Origin of the sequence: Massilia violaceinigra, from assembly GCF_002752675.1 — a bacterium.
Taxonomy (GTDB): domain Bacteria; phylum Pseudomonadota; class Gammaproteobacteria; order Burkholderiales; family Burkholderiaceae_D; genus Telluria_A; species Telluria_A violaceinigra.
On sequence record NZ_CP024608.1, the window covers coordinates 4,076,089 to 4,096,537 of the forward strand.

The 20,449-nt window shown below is 65.4% G+C and carries 15 protein-coding genes; 5 read left to right on the forward strand and 10 right to left on the reverse strand.

Going from position 1 to position 20,449, the window contains the following annotated elements; all coding sequences use genetic code 11:
- Positions 1-48 precede the first annotated feature (48 nt).
- From CR152_RS18255 to CR152_RS18265, 3 genes are read left to right on the forward strand one after another with little or no spacing between them, the layout of a single operon-like run.
- Positions 49-1,644: an FAD-binding oxidoreductase gene (locus CR152_RS18255; protein ID WP_099876807.1), complete on the forward strand. Its 1,596-nt coding sequence runs from the start codon at positions 49-51 to the stop codon at positions 1,642-1,644.
- Entirely contained in the window at positions 1,641-3,215 is a 1,575-nt protein-coding gene (locus tag CR152_RS18260; protein ID WP_099876809.1) for a glycerol-3-phosphate dehydrogenase/oxidase, read from the forward strand. Before CR152_RS18255 ends, CR152_RS18260 begins: the two co-directional genes overlap by 4 nt.
- A gap of 18 nt (positions 3,216-3,233) precedes the next feature.
- On the forward strand, positions 3,234-4,796 hold the full coding sequence (locus CR152_RS18265; protein ID WP_099876812.1) for an FGGY-family carbohydrate kinase: 1,563 nt from the start codon (positions 3,234-3,236) through the stop codon (positions 4,794-4,796).
- 178 nt (positions 4,797-4,974) lie between these two features.
- Here CR152_RS18265 and bluB read toward each other — a convergent pair whose 3' ends face one another.
- From bluB to CR152_RS18300, 7 genes are all read right to left on the reverse strand, one after another.
- Complete coding sequence (gene bluB, locus CR152_RS18270; RefSeq protein WP_099876815.1) at positions 4,975-5,631, reverse strand: 5,6-dimethylbenzimidazole synthase; 657 nt, start codon at positions 5,629-5,631, stop codon at positions 4,975-4,977.
- Positions 5,632-5,699: 68 nt separating this feature from the next.
- The gene (locus tag CR152_RS18275) at positions 5,700-6,503 is read right to left on the reverse strand and encodes an alpha/beta fold hydrolase (protein WP_099876818.1); all 804 of its coding nucleotides are present in this window, start codon (positions 6,501-6,503) and stop codon (positions 5,700-5,702) included.
- Between the two features lie 340 nt (positions 6,504-6,843).
- The gene (locus tag CR152_RS18280; RefSeq protein WP_099876821.1) at positions 6,844-8,958 is read right to left on the reverse strand and encodes a TonB-dependent receptor plug domain-containing protein; all 2,115 of its coding nucleotides are present in this window, start codon (positions 8,956-8,958) and stop codon (positions 6,844-6,846) included.
- 119 nt (positions 8,959-9,077) lie between these two features.
- The gene (locus CR152_RS18285) at positions 9,078-10,271 is read right to left on the reverse strand and encodes an aminotransferase-like domain-containing protein (RefSeq protein WP_099876824.1); all 1,194 of its coding nucleotides are present in this window, start codon (positions 10,269-10,271) and stop codon (positions 9,078-9,080) included.
- A gap of 114 nt (positions 10,272-10,385) precedes the next feature.
- Positions 10,386-10,847: a RidA family protein gene (locus CR152_RS18290; protein ID WP_099876827.1), complete on the reverse strand. Its 462-nt coding sequence runs from the start codon at positions 10,845-10,847 to the stop codon at positions 10,386-10,388.
- Positions 10,848-11,217: 370 nt separating this feature from the next.
- On the reverse strand, positions 11,218-12,144 hold the full coding sequence (locus CR152_RS18295; protein ID WP_370663823.1) for a DMT family transporter: 927 nt from the start codon (positions 12,142-12,144) through the stop codon (positions 11,218-11,220).
- Between the two features lie 3 nt (positions 12,145-12,147).
- Positions 12,148-13,116, reverse strand: coding sequence for a threonine dehydratase (locus CR152_RS18300; protein WP_099876830.1), 969 nt, complete (start codon positions 13,114-13,116; stop codon positions 12,148-12,150).
- A gap of 111 nt (positions 13,117-13,227) precedes the next feature.
- Here CR152_RS18300 and CR152_RS18305 point away from each other — a divergent pair, with 111 nt between their 5' ends.
- Positions 13,228-14,673: an aminotransferase-like domain-containing protein gene (locus tag CR152_RS18305; protein ID WP_099876835.1), complete on the forward strand. Its 1,446-nt coding sequence runs from the start codon at positions 13,228-13,230 to the stop codon at positions 14,671-14,673.
- A gap of 78 nt (positions 14,674-14,751) precedes the next feature.
- Positions 14,752-16,671: a molecular chaperone HtpG gene (gene htpG / locus CR152_RS18310; RefSeq protein ID WP_099876838.1), complete on the forward strand. Its 1,920-nt coding sequence runs from the start codon at positions 14,752-14,754 to the stop codon at positions 16,669-16,671.
- Positions 16,672-16,820: 149 nt separating this feature from the next.
- Here the strand turns inward: htpG and CR152_RS18315 are convergent, their stop codons facing one another.
- The 3 genes from CR152_RS18315 to kynA form a co-directional block, all read right to left on the reverse strand.
- Positions 16,821-17,366, reverse strand: a complete 546-nt coding sequence (locus CR152_RS18315) for an RBBP9/YdeN family alpha/beta hydrolase (protein WP_099876841.1) — start codon at positions 17,364-17,366, stop codon at positions 16,821-16,823.
- 162 nt (positions 17,367-17,528) lie between these two features.
- Complete coding sequence (locus tag CR152_RS18320) at positions 17,529-19,337, reverse strand: cellulase family glycosylhydrolase (protein WP_208640141.1); 1,809 nt, start codon at positions 19,335-19,337, stop codon at positions 17,529-17,531.
- Between the two features lie 261 nt (positions 19,338-19,598).
- Complete coding sequence (kynA, locus tag CR152_RS18325; RefSeq protein WP_099876843.1) at positions 19,599-20,441, reverse strand: tryptophan 2,3-dioxygenase; 843 nt, start codon at positions 20,439-20,441, stop codon at positions 19,599-19,601.
- Positions 20,442-20,449: the final 8 nt, after the last annotated feature.

The window sequence follows — 20,449 nt, forward strand, 5'->3', positions numbered from 1 at the left end:
ATACGCTGGCGGCCGTGGATGAACAGCCAAGTATAACGGGAAAAAACGATGAAGCGGTGGAACGGATGGGGCGACGACGCCATTGAATTTGCGTTGAATGCGGACGCGCTGGCGTTTCTGGGCGAGCGCCTTGGGCCCGCGAGCGCGGGGGCGGAGACCAGCCACGCCGACGCCTGCGCGCGCATCGGCGCCAGCCGCCTGCCGCCGCATCCGCTGGTCGACACCTCGGCCGGCGCGCGCCTGGCCAATGCGCTCGGCCAGAGCCTGCCCGACTGGCTGCGTCTTCGCTACGGCAAAATCGACACCGCCCCGGACGGCGTGGCGTATCCGGAAAGCGGGGAAGAAGTGCGCGACCTGCTCGATTTTGCGGCATGCAGCGGCGCCATCGTCATTCCCTACGGCGGCGGCACCAGCGTGGCCGGCCATGTCGGCGTGGAAGCGGGAGCGGCGCCGGTCCTCACCATCAACATGACGCGCATGCGCGCCCTGATCGATCTGGACAAGGAAGCGCAGCTGGCTACGTTTGGGGCCGGCGTGCTGGGGCCGGACCTGGAAGCGCAACTGCGTGCCTTCGGCTACACGCTGGGCCACTTTCCGCAATCGTTCGAATATTCGACCCTGGGGGGCTGGGTGGTCACGCGCTCCTCGGGCCAGCAGTCGCTGCGCTACGGGCGCATCGAACAGCTGTTCGCCGGCGGGCGGGTCGAAACGCCGGCCGGCACGCTCGACCTGCCGACCTTTCCGGCGTCGGCGGCGGGGACCGACCTGCGCGAGATCGTGCTCGGTTCCGAAGGACGCCTGGGCATCCTGACCGAAGCGACGGTGCGCGTGAGCCGCCTGCCGCAGTACGAAGCGTTCCACGCCGTGTTCTTCCCCGACTGGGAATCGGCCGCCGCCGCCACGCGCGAACTGGCCCAGGCCAGGTTGGCGCTGTCGATGCTGCGCCTGTCCAATCCCCTCGAAACGCTGACCATGCTGACCCTGGCCGGCCACAAGCGCCTGATCGGCGCGCTGGAAACCTGGCTGCGTTGGCGCGGCTGCGCCGACGGCAAATGCATGCTGATGATCGGCGCCAGCGGCACCGCCGCCAACGCGAAACACGCGCTGCGCGCCGCGCTGGCGGTCGCGCGCGCCGGCGGCGGCGTGCACGTGGGCCGCACGATGGGCGACAAATGGAAGCAGAACCGCTTCCGCAACGTCTACCTGCGCAACGCCGCATGGGAGCAGGGCTACGCCATCGACACTGTGGAGACGGCGGTCGACTGGCCGGGCGTCACCCCGATGATGCACGCGTTGGAAGAAGCCGCCACGCAGGCCATGGCCTCCTGCGGCGAGCGGGTGCACGCCTACACCCACCTGTCGCACCTGTACGCGCAGGGCGCCAGCGTCTACACCACGTTCGTGTACCGCCTGTCGGGCAGTTACGATGAAGACTTGCGGCGCTGGCGCCGTTTGAAGAGCACCGTGTCGGAAGCGATCATCATCAATGGCGGCACCATCAGCCACCAGCACGGCGTTGGCGCCGACCATGCGCCCTACCTCGCTTCCGAAAAAGGATTATTGGGCATGGGCGCGATGCGCACGCTGTTCCGCCACTTCGATCCGGACGGGCGCATGAACCCGGGCAAGCTGGTGTCGCCGTGACTGCCCATTGGCGGAACGGCTGGCATGAGACCTTGCCAGTGCTGCTGGCGCGCGAATGGGACCTGTTGATCATTGGCGGCGGCATCACCGGCGCCGGCATCCTGCTGGAGGCGTCGCGCCGCGGCTTGAAGGCGCTGCTGGTCGAACAGCGCGATTTTGCCTGGGGCACATCGAGCCGTTCGTCGAAACTGGTGCACGGCGGCTTGCGCTATCTGAAAGAGGGCAAATTCGCTCTCACGCGCGAATCGGTGCACGAGCGCGACGCGCTGTTGGCCGGGGCCGCCGGACTGGTGGAACCGCAAAGCTTCGCCTTCGGCGACTACGTGGGCCGCAAACCGGGCCGCAAGACCTTCCTGCTCGGACTGGCGATCTACGACCTGATGGCCGGAAAACGTGAACGCCACTACGTCAATGACGGTGAATTCGCGATGATGACGCCCAACGTGGCGCGCACCGGACTGCAGGGCGGCATGCTCTACACCGACGCCAAGACCGACGACGCGCGCCTGGTCCTGCGCGTGCTGCAGGAAGCCCAGTCCCATGGCGGCGTGGCGATCAATTACATGGCCGCGCGCTCGCTGCTCAGGAGTGGCAGCACGGTCAATGGCGCGCTGCTGCATGACGGGCGCGATGGCGCCACCCACGAGGTGCGCGCGCGCCTGGTCATCAACGCCACCGGGGCCTGGGCCGACGAGCTGCGCGGCCATGCCGGCGCCGCGCCGCGCCTGCGCCCGCTGCGCGGCAGTCACCTGGTGCTGCCGGCGTGGCGCCTGCCGCTGGCGCAGGCGGTCAGCCTGATGCACCCGGCCGACGGCCGCCCGGTGTTTGCCTTTCCGTGGGAAGGCATTACGCTGGTCGGCACCACCGACGTCGATCATGGCGACGGCCTGGCCAGCGAGGCCGCCATCACGCGGGCGGAACTCGACTATTTGATGGCGGCGCTGCACGCGCAGTTCCCGCAGCTGGCGCTGCAAGAGTCGGACGTGATTGCCACTTACGCTGGCGTGCGGCCGGTGATCGACAGCGGCGCGGGCGATCCGTCGAAGGCGTCGCGCGACCATGCGGTGTGGCTGGAAAACGGGCTCTTGAGCGTCACCGGCGGCAAGCTGACCACCTTCCGCGTGATCGCCCTCGATGCGCTGCGCCACGCGATGCCCTTACTGGCAGGCTGGCGCGACGACCTGGCGCCGCGCCCCGTGTTCGCGCCAGCACCGTCGGTGATCGCACCGCTGCGCGCGGCGGTGGTGCGGCGCTTGCGGGGCCGCTACGGCGCGCACGCGCAGGCATTGATCGACGCCGCCGAAACGGGCGAGCTTGACACCATCCCCGGTACCGAATCGCTATGGGCCGAACTGCGCTGGGCCGCGCGCACCGAAGCGGTGCAGCATCTGGAAGACCTGCTGCTGCGCCGCACCCGGCTTGGATTGCAGCTGCGCGGCGGCGGGGTGCGCCACATGGCGCGCATCCGCGCCATCTGCCAGCGCGAGCTGGAATGGGACGACGCGCGCTGGAACGCGAGCGAAGCGGCCTATCTGGCATTATGGCAGGCGCACTACGGCCTTCCCGCCTGACCGAGAGGATGAACAGCCATGATTGACAAGACCATCCTCGCCATCGACAACGGCACGCAGAGCGTGCGTGCGATCCTGTTCGACCTGCAGGGTAATATCGTCGCCAAATCGCAGGTGCACTTCGAGAGCTATTTTTCCGAGCATCCCGGCTGGGCCGAACACGACCCGGAAGACTACTGGCAGTCGCTGTGCCGCGCCTGCAAGCAGCTATGGGAGCAGCCTGGCGCCGACAAGGCGGCAGTGCAGGGCGTGGCCGTGACAACCCAGCGCGGCACGGTGATCAATGTCGGCCAGGATGGCAAGGCGCTGCGCCCGGCCATCACCTGGCTGGACCAGCGCCGCACCGACCTGGCGCCGCGCGTGGGCATGTGGTGGAACGCCGCGTTCCGGCTGGCGCGCGTGAAGGGCACGATCGACTACTTTCGCGGCGAGGCCGAGATCAACTGGATCAAGGCGCACCAGCCGGACGTGTGGGACCGCACGCACAAGGTGCTGCTGTTGTCCGGCTACCTGAATTACCGGCTGTGCGGGCGCTACGTCGATTCGACCGGCTCGCAGGTGGCGTATCTGCCGTTCGACTACAAGCGCCAGCGCTGGGCCGGGCCGCGCGACTGGAAGTGGCAGGCGCTCGCGATCACGCCGCAGATGCTGCCCGAGCTGGTGGCGCCGGGTACCGTGATCGGCCTCATTGGCGACGCGGTGGCCGCGCTGACCGGCATCCCGGCCGGCATTGCGCTGCTGGCCGCGGCGGCCGACAAGGCGTGCGAAGTGATCGGGGCGGGCTGCCAGGCGCCGCATATCGGCTGCCTCAGTTACGGCACCACTGCCACCATCAACACCACCAGCCGCCGCTATGTGGAAGTGACGCCCTTCATTCCCCCGTATCCGGCCGCCATTCCCGACACCTACAGCACCGAGGTGCAGATTTTCCGGGGCTACTGGATGGTCAACTGGTTCAAGGAGCAGTTCGGCCACCACGAACGCGCGCGCGCACTGGAAGAGGATGTGGCACCGGAGCAGCTGTTCGATGAACTGGTGAACGCGGTCCCGGCCGGGGCCATGGGACTGATGCTGCAGCCTTACTGGAGTCCGGGCATCCGCGTGCCGGGGCCGGAGGCGAAGGGCGCCATTATCGGCTTTGGCGATGTGCATACGCGCGCGCATGTGTACCGCGCGATCCTGGAAGGGCTGGCCTATGCGCTGCGCGAGGGGAAGGAACGCACCGAAAAGCGCAGCGGGGTGCCGATTACCGAGTTGCGCGTGTCGGGAGGCGGGTCGCAGAGCGACGCGGCGATGCAGCTGACGGCCGACATTTTCGGGTTGCCGACCGCGCGTCCGCACGTGTATGAAACGTCGGGACTGGGAGCGGCGATCGCGGCGGCGGTGGGGCTGGGTTTGTATCCGGACTTTGCGGCGGCGATTGCGGGGATGACGCGCATCGGGCGTGTGTTCGAGCCGATTGCGGCGAACCAGGCGATGTATGACCGCCTGTACAAGCAGGTGTACCGCAAGATGTACGCGCGGCTGCAGCCGATGTACGCGCAGATTGCGGAGATTACGGGGTATCCGAGGAAGCCTTAAGCCTGTTGTTCGCTTGCCTTGCCACCGGCGTTATTTCCACCCACACCCTCGTCGTTCCCGCGCCAAGGCGGCACTCGGCGGGAACCTAATTTCGCACCGCAACCGACGGCTCGACAAACTTGGGTTCCCGCCTGCGCGGGAATGACGAGGGTGTGGGTGCGAACAACGAGAGTGGCTGCTATGTAATGTGCGCCCGCTGTTCCCAGCTGTCCACAAACACCAGATCCTCCAGCTTGCGGCGCTTTTCCCATCCCTCCATCTCCAGCATCGGCATCGGATAAAACTGCGCCACATGCCCGAGGCAGACCACCGCCACCGGCCTGCCTCCCTCGGGAATCGACAGCAGCGCGGCCAGCTTGACCGGGTCGAACAGCGACACCCAGCCCATGCCCAGCCCCTCCGCGCGCGATGCCAGCCACATATTCTGCAGCGCGCAGGCGACCGACGCCAGGTCCATCTCGGGCAGGGTGCGGCGGCCGAACACATATTCCTCGCGCCGGTCCATCAGCGCGACCACCAGCAGTTCCCCGCATTCGCGGATGCCTTCGACTTTCAGCCGCATGAATTCCGATCCGCGCTCGCCCAGCGCGTCGGCCGTGGCCAGGCGCTCCTCGTCGACCAGCTTCACGATGGCTTCGCGCACCGCTTCGCTGCGGATGCGGATGAAACGCCACGGCTGCATCAGCCCCACGCTGGGTGCCTGGTGCGCCGCTTCGACCAGCCTTGCGAACAGTGCCTCGTCGATGGCGCCCGGCACGAAGTGCCGCACGTCGCGCCGCGCGGCGATAACGCGGTAGACGGCGTCGATCTCGCTCTGGATGAATTGGTCGGTCAAGGTCTTCTCGCAGGTTGTCGCGGCGGCGCGAGGTGCGCCGCTCCGACCTGCATTATCCGGCAGCGCGCCTACTTGAGCAAACGTGTGATGAAGGTCTGGATCAGCTCCGTGCTGTCGCTCGCTGCGCTCATGTGCGGACAGTGCCCGATATTGTCGACAAAGGCCAGCCAGCTCACCGGCAGGTGCTTGCGCATGTATTCGCCGACTTCACGCGGGGCGATCATGTCGTCCGTGCTTTGCAGGACCAGCGTCGGCGTGTGCGAGCGCGGCACGTCGGCGCGGTGGTCCGACAAAAACGTGACGCGCGCGAAGTGCCGGGCGATCTCGGGATCGTTGCGGCAAAAGCTGGCGGTCAGCTCCTGCCGCAGGTCGGGCTGGTCCGGCGCGCCCATGACCAGCGGAGCCATGTTGGCGGCCCACTTCAGGTAGTTGTCGTGCATGAGGCTCAGCAGGCCATCGATGTCTTCGCGGTTAAAGCCGCCGACGTAGTCGCCATCGTTGATGAAGCAGGGCGAGGGGCCCACCATGACCTGGCCGGCGAACATGGCCGGCTCGCGGATCGCGGCCAGCATGCCGATCATGGCGCTGACCGAATGGCCGATGAACACCACCGGCTCGTTGGAAAATTCGTGGATGATTTCGAGCAAGTCTTCCGCGTGGCGGTGCAGGGTGGCGTAGTCGACTTCGTTGTAGGCCGACAGGTCCGACTTGCCGCTGCCAACGAGGTCGTAGAGGATCACCTTGTAGCGCTCGGTGAACGAGGGCAGCAGTTTGCGCCACATGCCCTGGTCGCAGCCGAAGCCGTGACCGAATACCAGGGTCGAGGGACCGTTCCCGTAACAGTTCACGTTGTTGCGGTGCTGAATATTCATGGCGCATCCACGAGTGTGCCCAGCATTGGCTCCCCTACCTATCAGAGCGCGCTGTTGTCGGCTTATTGTATTCCTGTTACCAATTCAATTGTGCCTGTTACGGCGATTGTGTGGCTTTATGCCTTATGGGTAAATGGCGCCGCTTGCTGTTCGTTTAATGCGCGCACCGGTGGTCGGAATCGTTCCGGTGGGAACTTTCTGGTGCAATCAATAATGAACGGATCAAGCGCCCTGGTGCGGGCAAGGGCAGCGCGATTCGCCTGGAAGGCCGCACAGCCGTGCTTGAATCCTCGCGCGGCGAGCATGCCGCCGGCTTGCCGGAGCGCGACCAAGCCGCCGCTTACATGGCGTGCCTGATCTGCAGCGATAAGGCGCGTCCCGGCATCGGCAGGTCGAACGGGATATTCCCCGGAGCGACGCTCGGCTCGCGCACGTCGCGGTCGAACAGATTCAGGACCGAGGCACGCAGCTCCCAGTTGCCGAACAGGCGTTCGCGCAGCACGCTCATGTCGGTGGTGGTGTAGTCGGCGATGGGCGCGCGCGTGTCGCCCGGTTCGCGGCGCCGGCCGGCCACGTGGTTGACGTTGGCGCCGACCTGCCACGACGGCGCCGCACGCCAGTCGGCGCGCGCGAACAGGCGCCGGTGCGGCGCCAGCCCGGCATCCCTGCCGCTGGCTTCATCGATGCTGCGCTGGTACGACATGCTGGCGGCCAGGCGCAGCGCGCGCACGGGCGTCCAGGCGGCCTCGAACTCGAATCCGCGTCCATTCTGGTCGCCCGTGTTGCGGAACGTCTTGCCGGTGCCCGGATCGGCGGTGGGCGCGGCCACGATGATGTCGCGCATGCGGTAGCGGAACAGATTGAGGCTGGTGCGCCAGTCGCTGGCCGGCTGCCACGACATGGCCAGCTCGCCCGTCTCGATGGTTTCCGGGTTGAGGTTCGGATTGCCGACGTTGACCGGGTTGTTGATCGTGTACTGTTCGACGAAATGCGGCGCGCGGAAGGCGCGGCCGTAAATGGCCTTGACGATGACGTTGTACGCGGCGTCCCACACCAGCGCCGCGCGCGGATTGGTGGTGCCGCCGAAGTCCGAATAGCGGTCGTGGCGCACGCCCGCGGTCAGGGTCCAGTCGTTGGCGATGCGCCACTCGTCCTGGGCGAAAGCGTACTGGATGTCGCGCTTGTGCGGGGTCAGGTAGACCAGCGCCGGATTGCCGGTCGCGTCCACCAGCGCGGGCAGGGGAGTGAGGGTGGCACCCACGCCCGGCACCAGCGCGAAGCTGAAGTTCTTCATTTCGGTGGCGCTGTGGAGGTCATCGACGCGGTAGCCGGCGCCGATGCGGATGCGGTGCGCATCGAAGCCGGTGTAGAAGGCCGACACGCTGGTGTTGTAATGGCGCTCGGCGTGGCCGGGATTGCCCACCACCCCATCGCGCCAGGCGCCGCCGAAGGCGCCGGCCGGGAACAGGCGGTAGGCCGGGTCGCCCGGGCGGTTGTTGAGCGCATGGTAGCCCAGCACCGCCGACAAGTCCCAGTGCGGAACGAAGCCCGCCTTGCTGTAGCTCAGGTCCAGGTAGGTGCGCGTCTCCGGTACGCGCGCGTCCGGGTCGAGCGCGTCGGCCAGGCCCACGCCGATGCCCGTTTCGCGCTTCTGGTACGCGCCGCGCAGGCGCCAGTTGCCCCATTCGAGATCGGCGCGCGCATCGAACGCGCGGCGGCTGGCGCTGACTGTGCCGGGAGCGCGCGAGGCGCGCGTGCCGAAGATGGTATCGAGGCCGCTCTGCACATCCTGTTCGACGACGCGTTTGGCGCCATCGGTGCTGCCGGCGCGCAGATACAGCGCCGCGCGCAGCGGACCCCAGGCGTGGCCGGACTGCACCCAGGCGTCGCGGCTCTTGAAGCTCCCCAGGCGCACGCCCGATTCGACGCCGCGGATCTCGGCCGCGGTTTTGGTGACGACGTTGATCACGCCCGAAAAGGCATCGGCGCCATACAGGGCCGAGCCGGGGCCGCGAATGACCTCGATGCGCGCCACGTTCTCGAGCGGCATGCCGCCCCAGGCCTGGCCGCGGTTGCCGGCGAAGACGGAGGTGATCGGCAAGCCGTTCACCAGCATCAGCACCTGCGGGTTGTAGCCGGTGTGAATGCCGCGGATGCTGTAGATGGGATTGAAGGGTGCCGAGAAGCTCGATACGTGCAGGCCAGGCACGCTTTCCAGCACCTGATCGAGGTCGCTCGCGCCCATGGCCGCAATGTCGGCCGCGGAAATGACCGAGGCCACGGCCGGAGCGCGCGCCAGCGGCTGTTGGGTCCCGGTGGCGATGGTGACCACGGCGCGCTCGCCGTAGGTCAGCGCCAGTTCTTCTTCATCGGTGCTCTGGGCCATGGCCACGCCGGGACAGGCCAGCGCGATGGACAAGGCCAGCAGCCGTGCGTTCGCGATCCGATTGACCATCCGCTTCCTCGACGCTGTTGAATTAGCCTCAAGATAACATGGGACCCATGCTGCATACAAATGCAACAACGCCGTCCGCCAGTGACCTGGGGGACGGCGTCCTTCTGGTGCAGCGACGCTTACAGTTGCGCGGCGATCAGCTTGCCGAGGATGGCGACGCCTTCACGGATGCGCTCCTGCGGCACGGTCACGAAGGACAGGCGCAGGGTGTTCGTTTCGGCTTCGTTGGCGTAGAACGGCGCGCCCGGCACGAAAGCCACCTTGGCCGCGATGGCCTGGTCGAGCAGCTTCATGGCGTCGATATGCTTGGGCAGGGTCACCCAGATGAACATGCCGCCTTCGGGCTTGGTCCAGGTCACGCCGGCCGGGAAGAATTCGGTGATCGCATCGAGCATCGCCTGGCACTGGTTGGCGTACAGCGCGCGGATGGTCGGGATGTGCTGATCGAGGAAGCCATCCTTGACCACTTCATAGACCACCATCTGGGTCAGCTGCGCGGTGTGCAGGTCGGCGGCCTGCTTGGCCAGCTCCAGGCGGCGCACCAGCGGCAGCGGCGCGACCACGTAACCGAGGCGGATGCCGGGCGTGAGCACCTTCGAGAACGAGCCCATATAAATGACGCCGTCCGGATTCATGTTCAGCATCTTCGGGAACGGCTCGCCCTTGTAGCTCAGCGCGCCGTACGGATCATCCTCGATCAGCGGCAGGCCGAGGCGGGCGCAGGTTTCGACCAGTTCCTGGCGGCGCTCGATGGACAGGCTGCGGCCGGTCGGGTTCTGGAAGTTCGGCAGCGCGTACAGCAGGCGCGCGCCTTCGGCCACGGCCTCGATCGAGGACGGCACCAGGCCATGCTCGTCGGTGGCGACCGACTTGAATTCGGGACGGTAGACCGAGAACGCCTGCAGCGCGCCCAGGTAGCTCGGCGTTTCGACCAGCACGCGGCTGCCTTCGTCGATCAGTACCTTGCCCAGCAGGTCGAGCGCCTGCTGCGAGCCGGAAGTCATCAAAACCTGTTCCGGCAGGATTTTGCAGGTGGCCGTGGACAGCGAATTGGCGATCCACTCGCGCAGCAGCGGGTAGCCGTCGGTTGGGCCGTACTGCAGCGCCACTTTACCGTTTTCGGACAGGACCTTGTCGAAGGCCGCCTTCATGTGTTCGACCGGGAAGGTGGCAGGCGAGGGCAGGCCGCCGGCGAAGGAGATGATCTCCGGACGCTGGGTGATCTTCAGGATTTCGCGGATGAACGAACTCTGAAGCTGGCTGGCGCGCTCGGAAAAACGCCACTCGATGGGGTTTGGATTTTCGATTTTCATACTGGTCTCACAGTCAAGGCGGCCGGGTTCGCACTGGGCCGATTATAGAGCACGCTGGGTAAGCGGCTGGAAAGACGCCGCCGGATAAGCAGCGTCCGGGATGTTGATGTTGGTTTAAGCGACTTCGACGATCATTTCGATTTCCACACAGGCGCCGCGTGGATTCTGCGCCACGCCGAAGGCCGAGCGGGCATGCTTGCCAGCATCGCCGAATACCTCGCCCAGCAGTTCCGAGGCGCCGTTGGTGACGATGTGCTGGTCGGTGAAGCCGGGCGTCGAATTGACCAGGCTCATCAGTTTAACCACGCGCTTGACCTTGCCGAGGTCGCCGCCGCAAGCTTCCTGAAGCGTGCCCATCAGATCGATCGCAATCGCGCGCGCGGCGGCGACGCCCTGTTCGGTGGTGATTTCCTTGCCCAGCTGACCGGCGTTCACGGAGCCATCGGCATTCTTCGCGATGTGTCCGGAAATAAACACCAGATTTCCTGTCTGCACGTACATCACATACGCGGCGACGGGTGCGGCTGGCGGGCTGAGGGTGATATTGAGCGATTTCAGTTTGTCGTAGACGGTCATGGAGATTCCTCGATGCGATAAGAAAGAACAAGGCAGTATTGTACGTCGGGCACGACCGGCTGCCCACCGGAATCGCGCCCTGCCAGAACCTCGCATAACCGGCGGCAAACTCCGGCTAAACAACTTCTAAAACTCCTACAACCGGGGTCAGAGCTCTGACTCGAAACATTTGCTTCACGTCAATACAAATCGCTTTCTGTCGGTATCAATTCTGACGCTTCTCGGGCATGTCGACCTTGCTCGCCCAAGAAAACTTGCTTAACCGAGGTCTGATCCTGGTTGAGCAACAAAAAAGTTGCGACTTAAAGCTCTGACCCCGGTTGGCGGGTTAAAAAGTTGCGAGTTAAAGCTCTGACCCCGGTTGGCGGGTTTAGCGCTTGATTTGCATGCGGCGGCCGATGGCGACCACGGCGATCACCGCGAGCGCGAAGCTGATGTTGGCCACTTCCAGCGGCTCGCCCAGCAGTATCCAGGCGCCGGCCAGGGTCATGAACGGTTGCAGCAGTTGCACTTGCCCCACCCGGGCTATGCCGCCGCGCGCCATGCCGCGGTACCAGAAGAAAAAGCCGATGAACATCGAGAACACGGATACATACGCAAAGCCAATCCACGCCCGCGCCCCAGCTTCGGCCATCCTGTCCACTTGGGGCCACGCCAGCCATACCACCAGCGGCAGCACCAGCGGCACCGACAGCACCAGCGCCCAGCTGATCACTTGTTGCCCGCCCATGCTCCGCGATAACTTTCCGCCTTCGGCGTAGCCCACCGCAGCCGCCGCCACGGCGCCGAACATCAGCAGGTCGGCCTGATGAAAGCTGCCGCCGCTCTGGCGCAGGGCGAAGCCGATGACGATAGCCGAGCCCGTCAGTGCGGTCAGCCAGAATCCCAGCGAGGGCTTTTCATTGCCGCGCAGCGCGGAGACGAGCGCCGTGGCCAGCGGCAATATGCCGACCAGCACCGCGCCATGCGATGCCGGCAGGCTGCGCAAGGCAACCGAGGTCAGCCACGGAAAGCCGATCACGCAGCCGAGCGAAACCATCGCCAGCGGCCACAGCGCCGAGCGCGGCGGCAGCGGCGCGCGCTTCCACACCAGCCAGATGCCCGCGAGCAGCGCCGCCACCAGCGCCCGTCCCAGCGCGACAATCACCGGCTCCAGCCCGGCCACCGCCATCCGCGTGAACGGCAGGGTCAAACTGAACATGGCGACTCCGACCAGCCCCAGCAGCATGCCGGCACTCTCGTCGGACATCCCGGGCCGCGCCGCACGCGTCAACTCATTTGTCACGCTCGTCGTCATGCTTCAAGGCCCTTGCAAGATGCGACGGAACAGCTCGGCATCGACATTGCCTCCGGTCAACGGCAGGCCGATTTTCTTGCCACGGATCAGGGCGCTGTCCTTGATCTGCATGGCCGCCGCCAGCGCCGCCGCGCCCGCGCCTTCGGCCAGGTTGTGGGTGCAGCGGTAGTACAGGCGCATGGCGCGCGCCACTTCGTCGTCGGTCACGGCCAGTACGTCGTCGGCGCATTCGAGCACGGCCACGAGCGACGCGGCATCGGCCACGCGGCACGCCAGCCCGTCGGCCACCACGGTGCTGACCGCCGCCTCGATGCTGCGCCCGGCCCGGAACGAGAGCTGGTACGCCGGCGCATGGCTCGACACCACGCCGATAATCCGGGTCTTGACACCCAGCGCGTGGCGCGCCGCAATCGCGCCGCAGATGCCGGAGCCCTGGCCGATCGGCACCAGCACCAGGTCCAGGTCGGGCTGGGCGCGGAACAGTTCGAGCCAGCCGCTGGCCACGCCCGCCACCAGGTCCTCGTGATACGAGGGCACCATGTGCAGTCCTTCTTCGCGCATCAGCGCCAGCGCATGCTCGCGGCTTGCCTGGAAGTCGTCGCCATGTTCGATGACCCGCGCACCGAGGCCGCGCATGCAGGCGTTCTTTTCCACGCTGTTCCCGTGCGGGACCACCACCGTCACCTGCAGCCCCACGCGCGCGCCGCTGAAGGCAATCGCCTGCCCATGGTTGCCGCGGGTCGGGGCGATGATGCCGCGCACCTCGGGCGCGCGGCGCACCAGCGCGTCGAGGTAGACCACCGCGCCGCGCGCCTTGAAGGTGCCGAGCGGCGTGTGGTTCTCATGCTTGACCCAGACGCCGGTGCCGACCGCTTCGTTCAGCAGCGGCCACGAATACTGCGGCGTGGGCGGCATGGCGCGGTAGACCAGGGCGGCGGCGGCATCAAGCTCGGCGAGGGAAGGCAGGTACATGGCGCTCTTTCAAAGGGTGGAACGGGAAGGTCGATAGGTGTATCCTAGACGAGAAAACCAGTACAGTACCAATACACTTAACCATATAATTACGCATACTGTGACGGTGCCATGACCAATACAAGCAATGCCGCCATCGGCCTGCTCACCCGCGGCTCCGGCGAAACGCTGATCGACCAGATCGTGCGCTCGGTCTCGAGCCGCATCGACGACAAGCTGTTGCGCAGCGGCGCGCGCATGCCGTCGATCCGCCAGTTCGCCGCCACCCACGGGGTGTCGTGCTTCACGGTGGTGGCCAGCTACGACAAGCTGGTGGCCAAGGGCTACGTCGAATCGCGCCGCGGCGCCGGATTTTTCGTGCGCGAGCGCTCGCCCCTGAACGCCGGCGAACGGTCCATGCCCGACGCGCCGCCGGCAGCGCTGGAAGCCAAGCCACTCGATGTGGTCTGGCTGATCCGGAACATGTTCCGCCCCGCGCCATCGCAGCGCGTGCCCGGTTCCGGCGTGCTGCCCTCCGAATGGCTCGATGGTCCGATGATCGCCAACGCCCTGCGCGCTGTCAGCCGCCAGAGCGGCGCGCTGCTGGTCAACTACGGCGCGCCGCAGGGCTTCCTGCCGCTGCGCCAGCAGCTCCAGCTGAAATTGGCCGAACTGGAAATCGACGCCGCGCCCGAGCAGATCGTCACCACCGTCGGCGTGACCCAGGCGCTGGACCTGGTGGCGCGCGAGTTCACCCGCCCTGGCGACACCATTTTCGTGGACGATCCGGCCTGGTTCCTGATGTTCGGCGCGTTCGCGGCAATGGGCCTGAAGGTCATCGGCATTTCCCGCCTGGCCGACGGTCCCGACATCGCGCAACTGGCGGCCATGGCGGCGCTGCACAAGCCCAAGCTGTACGTGATCAATTCGGTGCTGCACAATCCCACCTCCACCTCGCTGTCGGCGGCCAAGGCGTTCCAGGTGCTGCGCATCGCCGAGGAACACGGCTTTACCATCGTCGAAGACGATATCTATTGCGACCTGCATCCGGGCAGCGCGGTGCAGCCGGCCACGCGCATGGCGGCGCTCGACCAGCTGCATCGGGTGATTTACCTGGGCGGCTTTTCCAAGTCGCTGGCGGCCAACCTGCGGGTCGGCTTCATCGCCACGTCTCCCGAATGGGCCCAGCGCCTGTGCGACCGCAAGATGCTGGCCACCCTCACCACCAGCGACATCGGCGAGCGGGTGGTATACAAGGTGCTTTCGGAGGGCTTGTACCGCAAGCACGTGGACCGCCTGCGCGGCCGGCTCGACGCGGTGCGCGCACGCACGGTGCGCCAGATGGAAAAGGTGGGCTTGCACGTCGATGTGGCGCCGCCGGCCGGCCTGTTCGTCTGGACCGACACCGGCATCGACACCAGCGCCCTGGCCGAACGCGCCATGATCGAAGGCTTGCTGCTGGCCCCCGGCGCCCTGTTTTCGCCCAGCCAGCTGCCCTCGACCCGGATGCGCATGAATGTGTCGACCTCGCAGGAGCCGGGCGTGTGGGAGTTCCTGGCCCGGGAACTGCGGCGCTGAGCGCGCGGGCCTTGAAATCGCCCGGAACACCCCCATTTCTCTCCAATCCGTTCAACCCGTCTTACACGAGGACTAAAAATGGCTGTTGCCGAAAAAGAAACCCTTGGTTTTCAAGCAGAAGTAAAACAGTTGCTGCAACTGATGATCCACTCCCTGTATTCGAACAAGGAGATCTTCCTGCGCGAGCTCATTTCGAACGCGTCCGACGCGGCCGACAAGCTGCGCTTCGAGGCGATCAATAACGACGCTTTGTACGGCAACGACCACGAACTGAAAATCCGCGTCGCCTACAACAAGGAAGCGCGCACGGTCACCATTTCCGATAACGGCATCGGCATGAGCCGCGACGAAGTCATTTCGCACCTGGGCACCATTGCCAAGTCGGGCACCAAGGAATTCTTCGGCAAGCTCTCCGGCGACCAGCAGGCCGACGCGGCCCTGATCGGCCAGTTCGGCGTGGGCTTTTACTCGGGCTTCATCGTGGCCGACAAGATCACGGTCGAAACCCGCCGCGCCGGCGCCGACGCATCCGAAGGGGTGCGCTGGGAGTCGGCGGGCGAGGGCGATTACAGCGTCGAAGCGATCGAGAAAACGGCGCGCGGCACCGACATCATCCTGCACCTGCGCGAAGGCGAGGATGAGTTGCTGTCGAGCTGGAAGCTGAAATCGATCATCCGCAAGTACTCGGACCATATTTCGCTGCCGATCGTGATGCAAAAGGACGAGTGGGATGCCGAGAAAGGCGAGACGGTGCTCAAGGATGAAGTCGAAACGGTCAACCAGGCCAGCGCGCTGTGGGCCCGCAACAAGAGCGACATCACGCCCGAGCAGTACGAGGAATTCTACAAGCACGTCTCGCACGACTTCCAGTCCCCGCTGACCCACACCCATAACCGGGTCGAGGGCCGCAGCGAATATACGCAGCTGCTGTACGTGCCGAGCCACGCCCCGTTCGACCTGTGGGACCGCAACAAGCGCGGCGGCATCAAGCTGTACGTCAAACGCGTGTTCATCATGGACGATGCCGAGCAGCTGATGCCGGCCTACCTGCGCTTCATCAAAGGCGTGATCGACTCGAACGACCTGCCGCTGAACGTGTCGCGCGAGATCCTGCAGGAGTCGCGCGATGTGAAGGTGATCCGCGAAGGCTCGACCAAGCGCGTGCTGGGCATGCTGGAAGAACTGGCCAACGCCGACGAGCAGGAAAAGAAGGACAAGTACACGACCTTCTGGACCGAATTCGGCCAGGTGCTCAAGGAAGGCATCGGCGAGGACGCCGGCAACAAGGACCGCATCGCCAAGCTGCTGCGCTTCGCCTCCACCGCCAACGACAACGCCGACCAGAATGCATCGCTGGCCGACTACATCGGGCGCATGAAGGAAGGCCAGGAAAAGATTTACTACGTGGCCGGCGACAGCTACACCGCAGCCAAGAACAGCCCGCACCTCGAAATCTTCCGCAAGAAGGGCGTTGAAGTGCTGTTGATGACGGACCGCGTCGATGAATGGATGCTGTCGTTCCTGACTGAATTCGAAGGCAAGGAGCTGGTGTCGGTGGCCAAGGGTGGCCTGGATCTGGGCGGGCTGGAAGACGAAGCCGAGAAGAAGGAACACGAAGAGACCGAGACCTCGTACAAGGAACTGGTCGAGCGCATGAAAGCGGCGCTGGGCGAGAAGGCCAAGGATGTGCGCGTGACGTTCCGCCTGACCGATTCGCCAGCCTGCCTGGTGGCCGACGAGAACGAGCTGTCGGGCAATCTGCTGCGCATGCTGAAGGCGGCGGGGCAGAGTGCACCGGAATCGAAGCCGATCCTGGAGATCAACCCGAACCACCCGCTGGTGACGCGTTTGAAGAACGAAGACGCTGCCAGTACCCAGTTCGGCGACTGGGCGCACATTTTGTTCGATCAGGCTTTGCTGGCTGAAGGCGGTTCGCTGAGCGACCCGGCTACGTTTGTGAAGCGCTTGAATGAGATGCTGCTGGCTGGGGCGAAGTAACGCTCTTTTTTAGCACCACCGTCATAAGATCCGTCATTCCCGCGCAGGCGGGAATCCAAGTTTTCTATGCTAAGCGAAGGTGCCTTGGATTCCCGCCTGCGCGGGAATGACGGTCTGAAAGTCAACGTAATATTAGTTGAAATTGGTGCCTATCCCGACACCTGCTTGCAAAACTCGCCCAGCAGCTTTTCCCCCTCCGGCCAGTCCCCATACCCGCTATCCCCATTGATATGCCCGGCGTCGCCAATCTCGACGAAGCGGCTGCCCCACGCCTGGGCAAACGCGCGTGCGCGTTCGATCGATACGTACGGATCGTCGGTGCTGGCCACCACAATGCTTGGAAACGGCAGCTTTTCCAGCCGCATCGGCGCAAACCCCACCGCTTCTGACGGAAACGACGCGCTTTCCGCGTCGGCCGGCGCCACCAGAAACGCGCCGCCGATGCTCAGCACCGACTCCGAACGCGCCCAATGCGCCACCAAACCGCACGACAAACTGTGCGCCACCAGGATAGGCGGACCTTCGCTCATGGCAATCGCCGCATCCAACTCGTCCACCCATTCCTGGCGATCGGGGTTATTCCAGTCGCGGTGCGCGACACGCTTCCATGCCGGGTTGCGCTGCTCCCAGTGCGTTTGCCAGTGCGACGGGCCCGAGTTCCAGATTCCCGCCAATGTCAATACGTCGCAATCCATTACCCCTCCGCGTCAGTCGTTTGATTACGTCGATTGTACGACTAATGACGGGGACCAGCTGCGCACCCGGCCACCCATGCCGCCTTGGCATCGCGCATGCAGCGGCCGAGCGCTTGCGACGGCGTGCCTTGCCGCCGCAAGCATCAACGGCATGCGGCCCGCTTAGCGCGCGCCCTTGCTCACCTTGATCCAGTTCAGGTTCCAGCCGCCCTGTTTCGCGTAGATGCCGAATGCATGGCTGCCGGCTGCCAGCGTCACGGTCTTGTTGACCGAGGCCCAGTTCTGCCAGCCGCCGGTGGCGGGAATGGCCACCGTGGCGTGGGTCGGCTTGCCGCCGGCTTCCTCGAAACTCAGTTCGCCTCCGCCCGGGCTGGCGACCCGGAATTCGATGGTGTAGTTCCCGCTTTCGGGAATGAGCACGGGCGCGTTGGTGTACGACATCCAGTCGCCGCTGTCGATATGGCTGGCGTTCCTGCCGCCGCCTGCGTCGCTGGTCTGCTCGGACTCCACGCCGCTCATGGCCGCATGGTCCTCGGCCTGGATCAGCGCGATCTGCCCGCCCGATCCGGCCGCGGCGATGCTGATCCAGTTCAGGTTAAAGCCGCCAGCCTTGGCCGCGATCCCGATCGACTGCTTGCCGGCCGGGAGCTGCACGTCGTGCGATATGGTGCTCCAGGTCTGCCAGCCGCCGGTCGCGGCCACCGCCTTGGTGCCGAATACCGGGCTGCCGCCGGCCCGTTCCAGACTGATGTTGCCGCCGCCATTGGCGCTGGCCACACGGTAGGACACCGTGTACAGGCCGGCCGATGGCACGTCGACGGTGTAGTTCATCCAGTCGCCGCTGTCGATGTAGCCGACGTTCTGGCCGCCGCCGGCGTCGCCGGTCGATTCAAGCTGCACGCCGCTCATCTGGCAGTACGCTTCGGCCTGGATGGTGGCCGGTACCGTGGCCGTCGTGCAGCCCGTGTCGGACGTGGATGGCCAGTTGCGCACGGTCTCGCGGGCTTGCTTGCCCGATTCGGTCAGGTCCCAGTTGGCCCAGCCGCCGGTGGCGCTGGCGCCCGGCACCAGGCTGGCCGAACCCTCCCTGGCATCATCGAGCGCCCAGTTGGCGTTGCTGATGTTGTGCTTCTTCATGAAGTCGATCCAGGCATTGGTTTCGGGGTAGTTGACACCACCGTTGCCGTCGGCGTTGACCGAACCCCATTCGGTCACGAACAGGGCCAGGCCGTTGTTCATGGCGGTGGCGGCCTTCTCGCGCAAGAATTGTCCATGGGTGCCGGCGTAGAAGTGCAGGGTGTAGGCGATGTTGCTGTGGCCCGTGATCGGATTGCGCGAGGCGATGTCGGCATCCTGCGACCAGTGCGGCGAGCCGACGATGATCAGGTTGTCCGGGTCGATCGCGCGGATCGCCGCGATCACCGCCTGCGCGTACGGCTTGACGTTGGCGTCCCAGGTCACATCGTCCTTGGGTTCGTTGTAGATTTCGTAGATGACGTGCTTGTTGTTGCCGTAGGTGCGCGCCATCTCCTGGAAAAAGGCGATCGCTTCGTTCTGGTGGCGGAAGGCGTAGTGCGAGTGCCAGTCGATGATGACGTACATGTCCTTGGCGATGGCGGCGTCCACCACGGCCTTGACGCGCGCCTTGTTCGCGGCCGGGAACTGGATGTAGCCGCCCGGTTCTTCCACGCCCATGGCGGCGCGCACCAGTCTGGCCTTCCAGTCGTCCTTGAGCCAGCCGACCGCGCCGGCGTTGTAGAAGCGCTCCCCGGGCCAGCCGGTATTGGACCAGTACATGCTGCTGCCGCTGATGCTGCCCGGTTTGCCGCCGACCAGCACCTGGTTGCCGCTGACCGACAGCGCCGGCACGTCGGCCAGCGCGGCGCCGGCGCACAGCGACAGCGCCAGGGCGATGAGGGTGGTGCGGAAAGTCGGACGTGATACTGCTGCATTGCTGAGGGTCATGCTCATCGCTATTGTCTCCTGAGTGGATGTTCGTGAGCGAGGGGCGACGGGCCAGTGGCGGGATCGGGCTTGGTGCCATCTCGATGCTTCATTCGGCGCGCGTGGCGCCTCGGCAGTCCCTGAGGTTATAGGTGAAATCGTTTTCAGGTGACTGTGGAGCATTTGACATCAGCGTGCTGGCGAAGTCAATGGAAACGTTCCCGCATTGCGTCGCGGAAGATACACTGACTTACGGCAAGTGCAGCCGGGAAGTGCGTTTTGAACCGCTTACAGCGCCGTGCGCAGCGCGAACAGCTCCGGAAACAGCACCACGTCGAGCATCTTGCGCAGGTAGCTCACGCCGGCGGTGCCGCCGGTGCCGGTTTTAAAACCGATGATGCGTTCGACCGTCGTCACGTGGCGGAAGCGCCAGAAGCGGAATGCCGTCTCCAGGTCGACCAGCTTTTCGGCCAGTTCGTACAAGGCCCAGTGCTGCGATGGTTCCTGGTACACGGCCAGCCAGGCCGCCTTGACCGATTCGTCGGCGGCGGTGGGCAGGGTCCAGTCGGCGTTGAGGCGTTCCGGCGCGATGGCAAAGCCGCTGCGCGCGAGCAGCATCACCGCTTCGTCGTACACGGACGGCGCGCGCAGCTCGCGGTCGAGCACCGCGTGGGCCGCCGGCGCGGTTTCGTGGACGCCCAGCAGGGCGGCATTCTTGTTCCCAAGCAGGAATTCGAGTTCGCGGTACTGGTGCGACTGAAAGCCCGACGACGCGCCCAGGAATGGGCGGATGGCGGTGTACTCGGGCGGCGTCATGGTGGCCAGCACGTCCCAGGCGTGCACCAGCTGGTCCATGATGCGCGCCACCCGCGCCAGCATCTTGAAGGCGGGCGCCAGTTCGCCGGCGCGCAGGTTCACGCGCACGGCCTGCAGTTCGTGCAGCATCAGCTTGAGCCACAGTTCGCTGGTCTGGTGCTGCACGATGAACAGCATTTCATTGTGATTGGGCGAGCGCGGATGCTGGGCGTTGAGGATCTGGTCGAGCCCCAGGTAATCGCCATAGCTCATCGCTTCGCTGAAATCCATCTTGGCGCCGTGCCATTGGGCCGGGCATTTTGCTTCATCGGACATGATTCGCT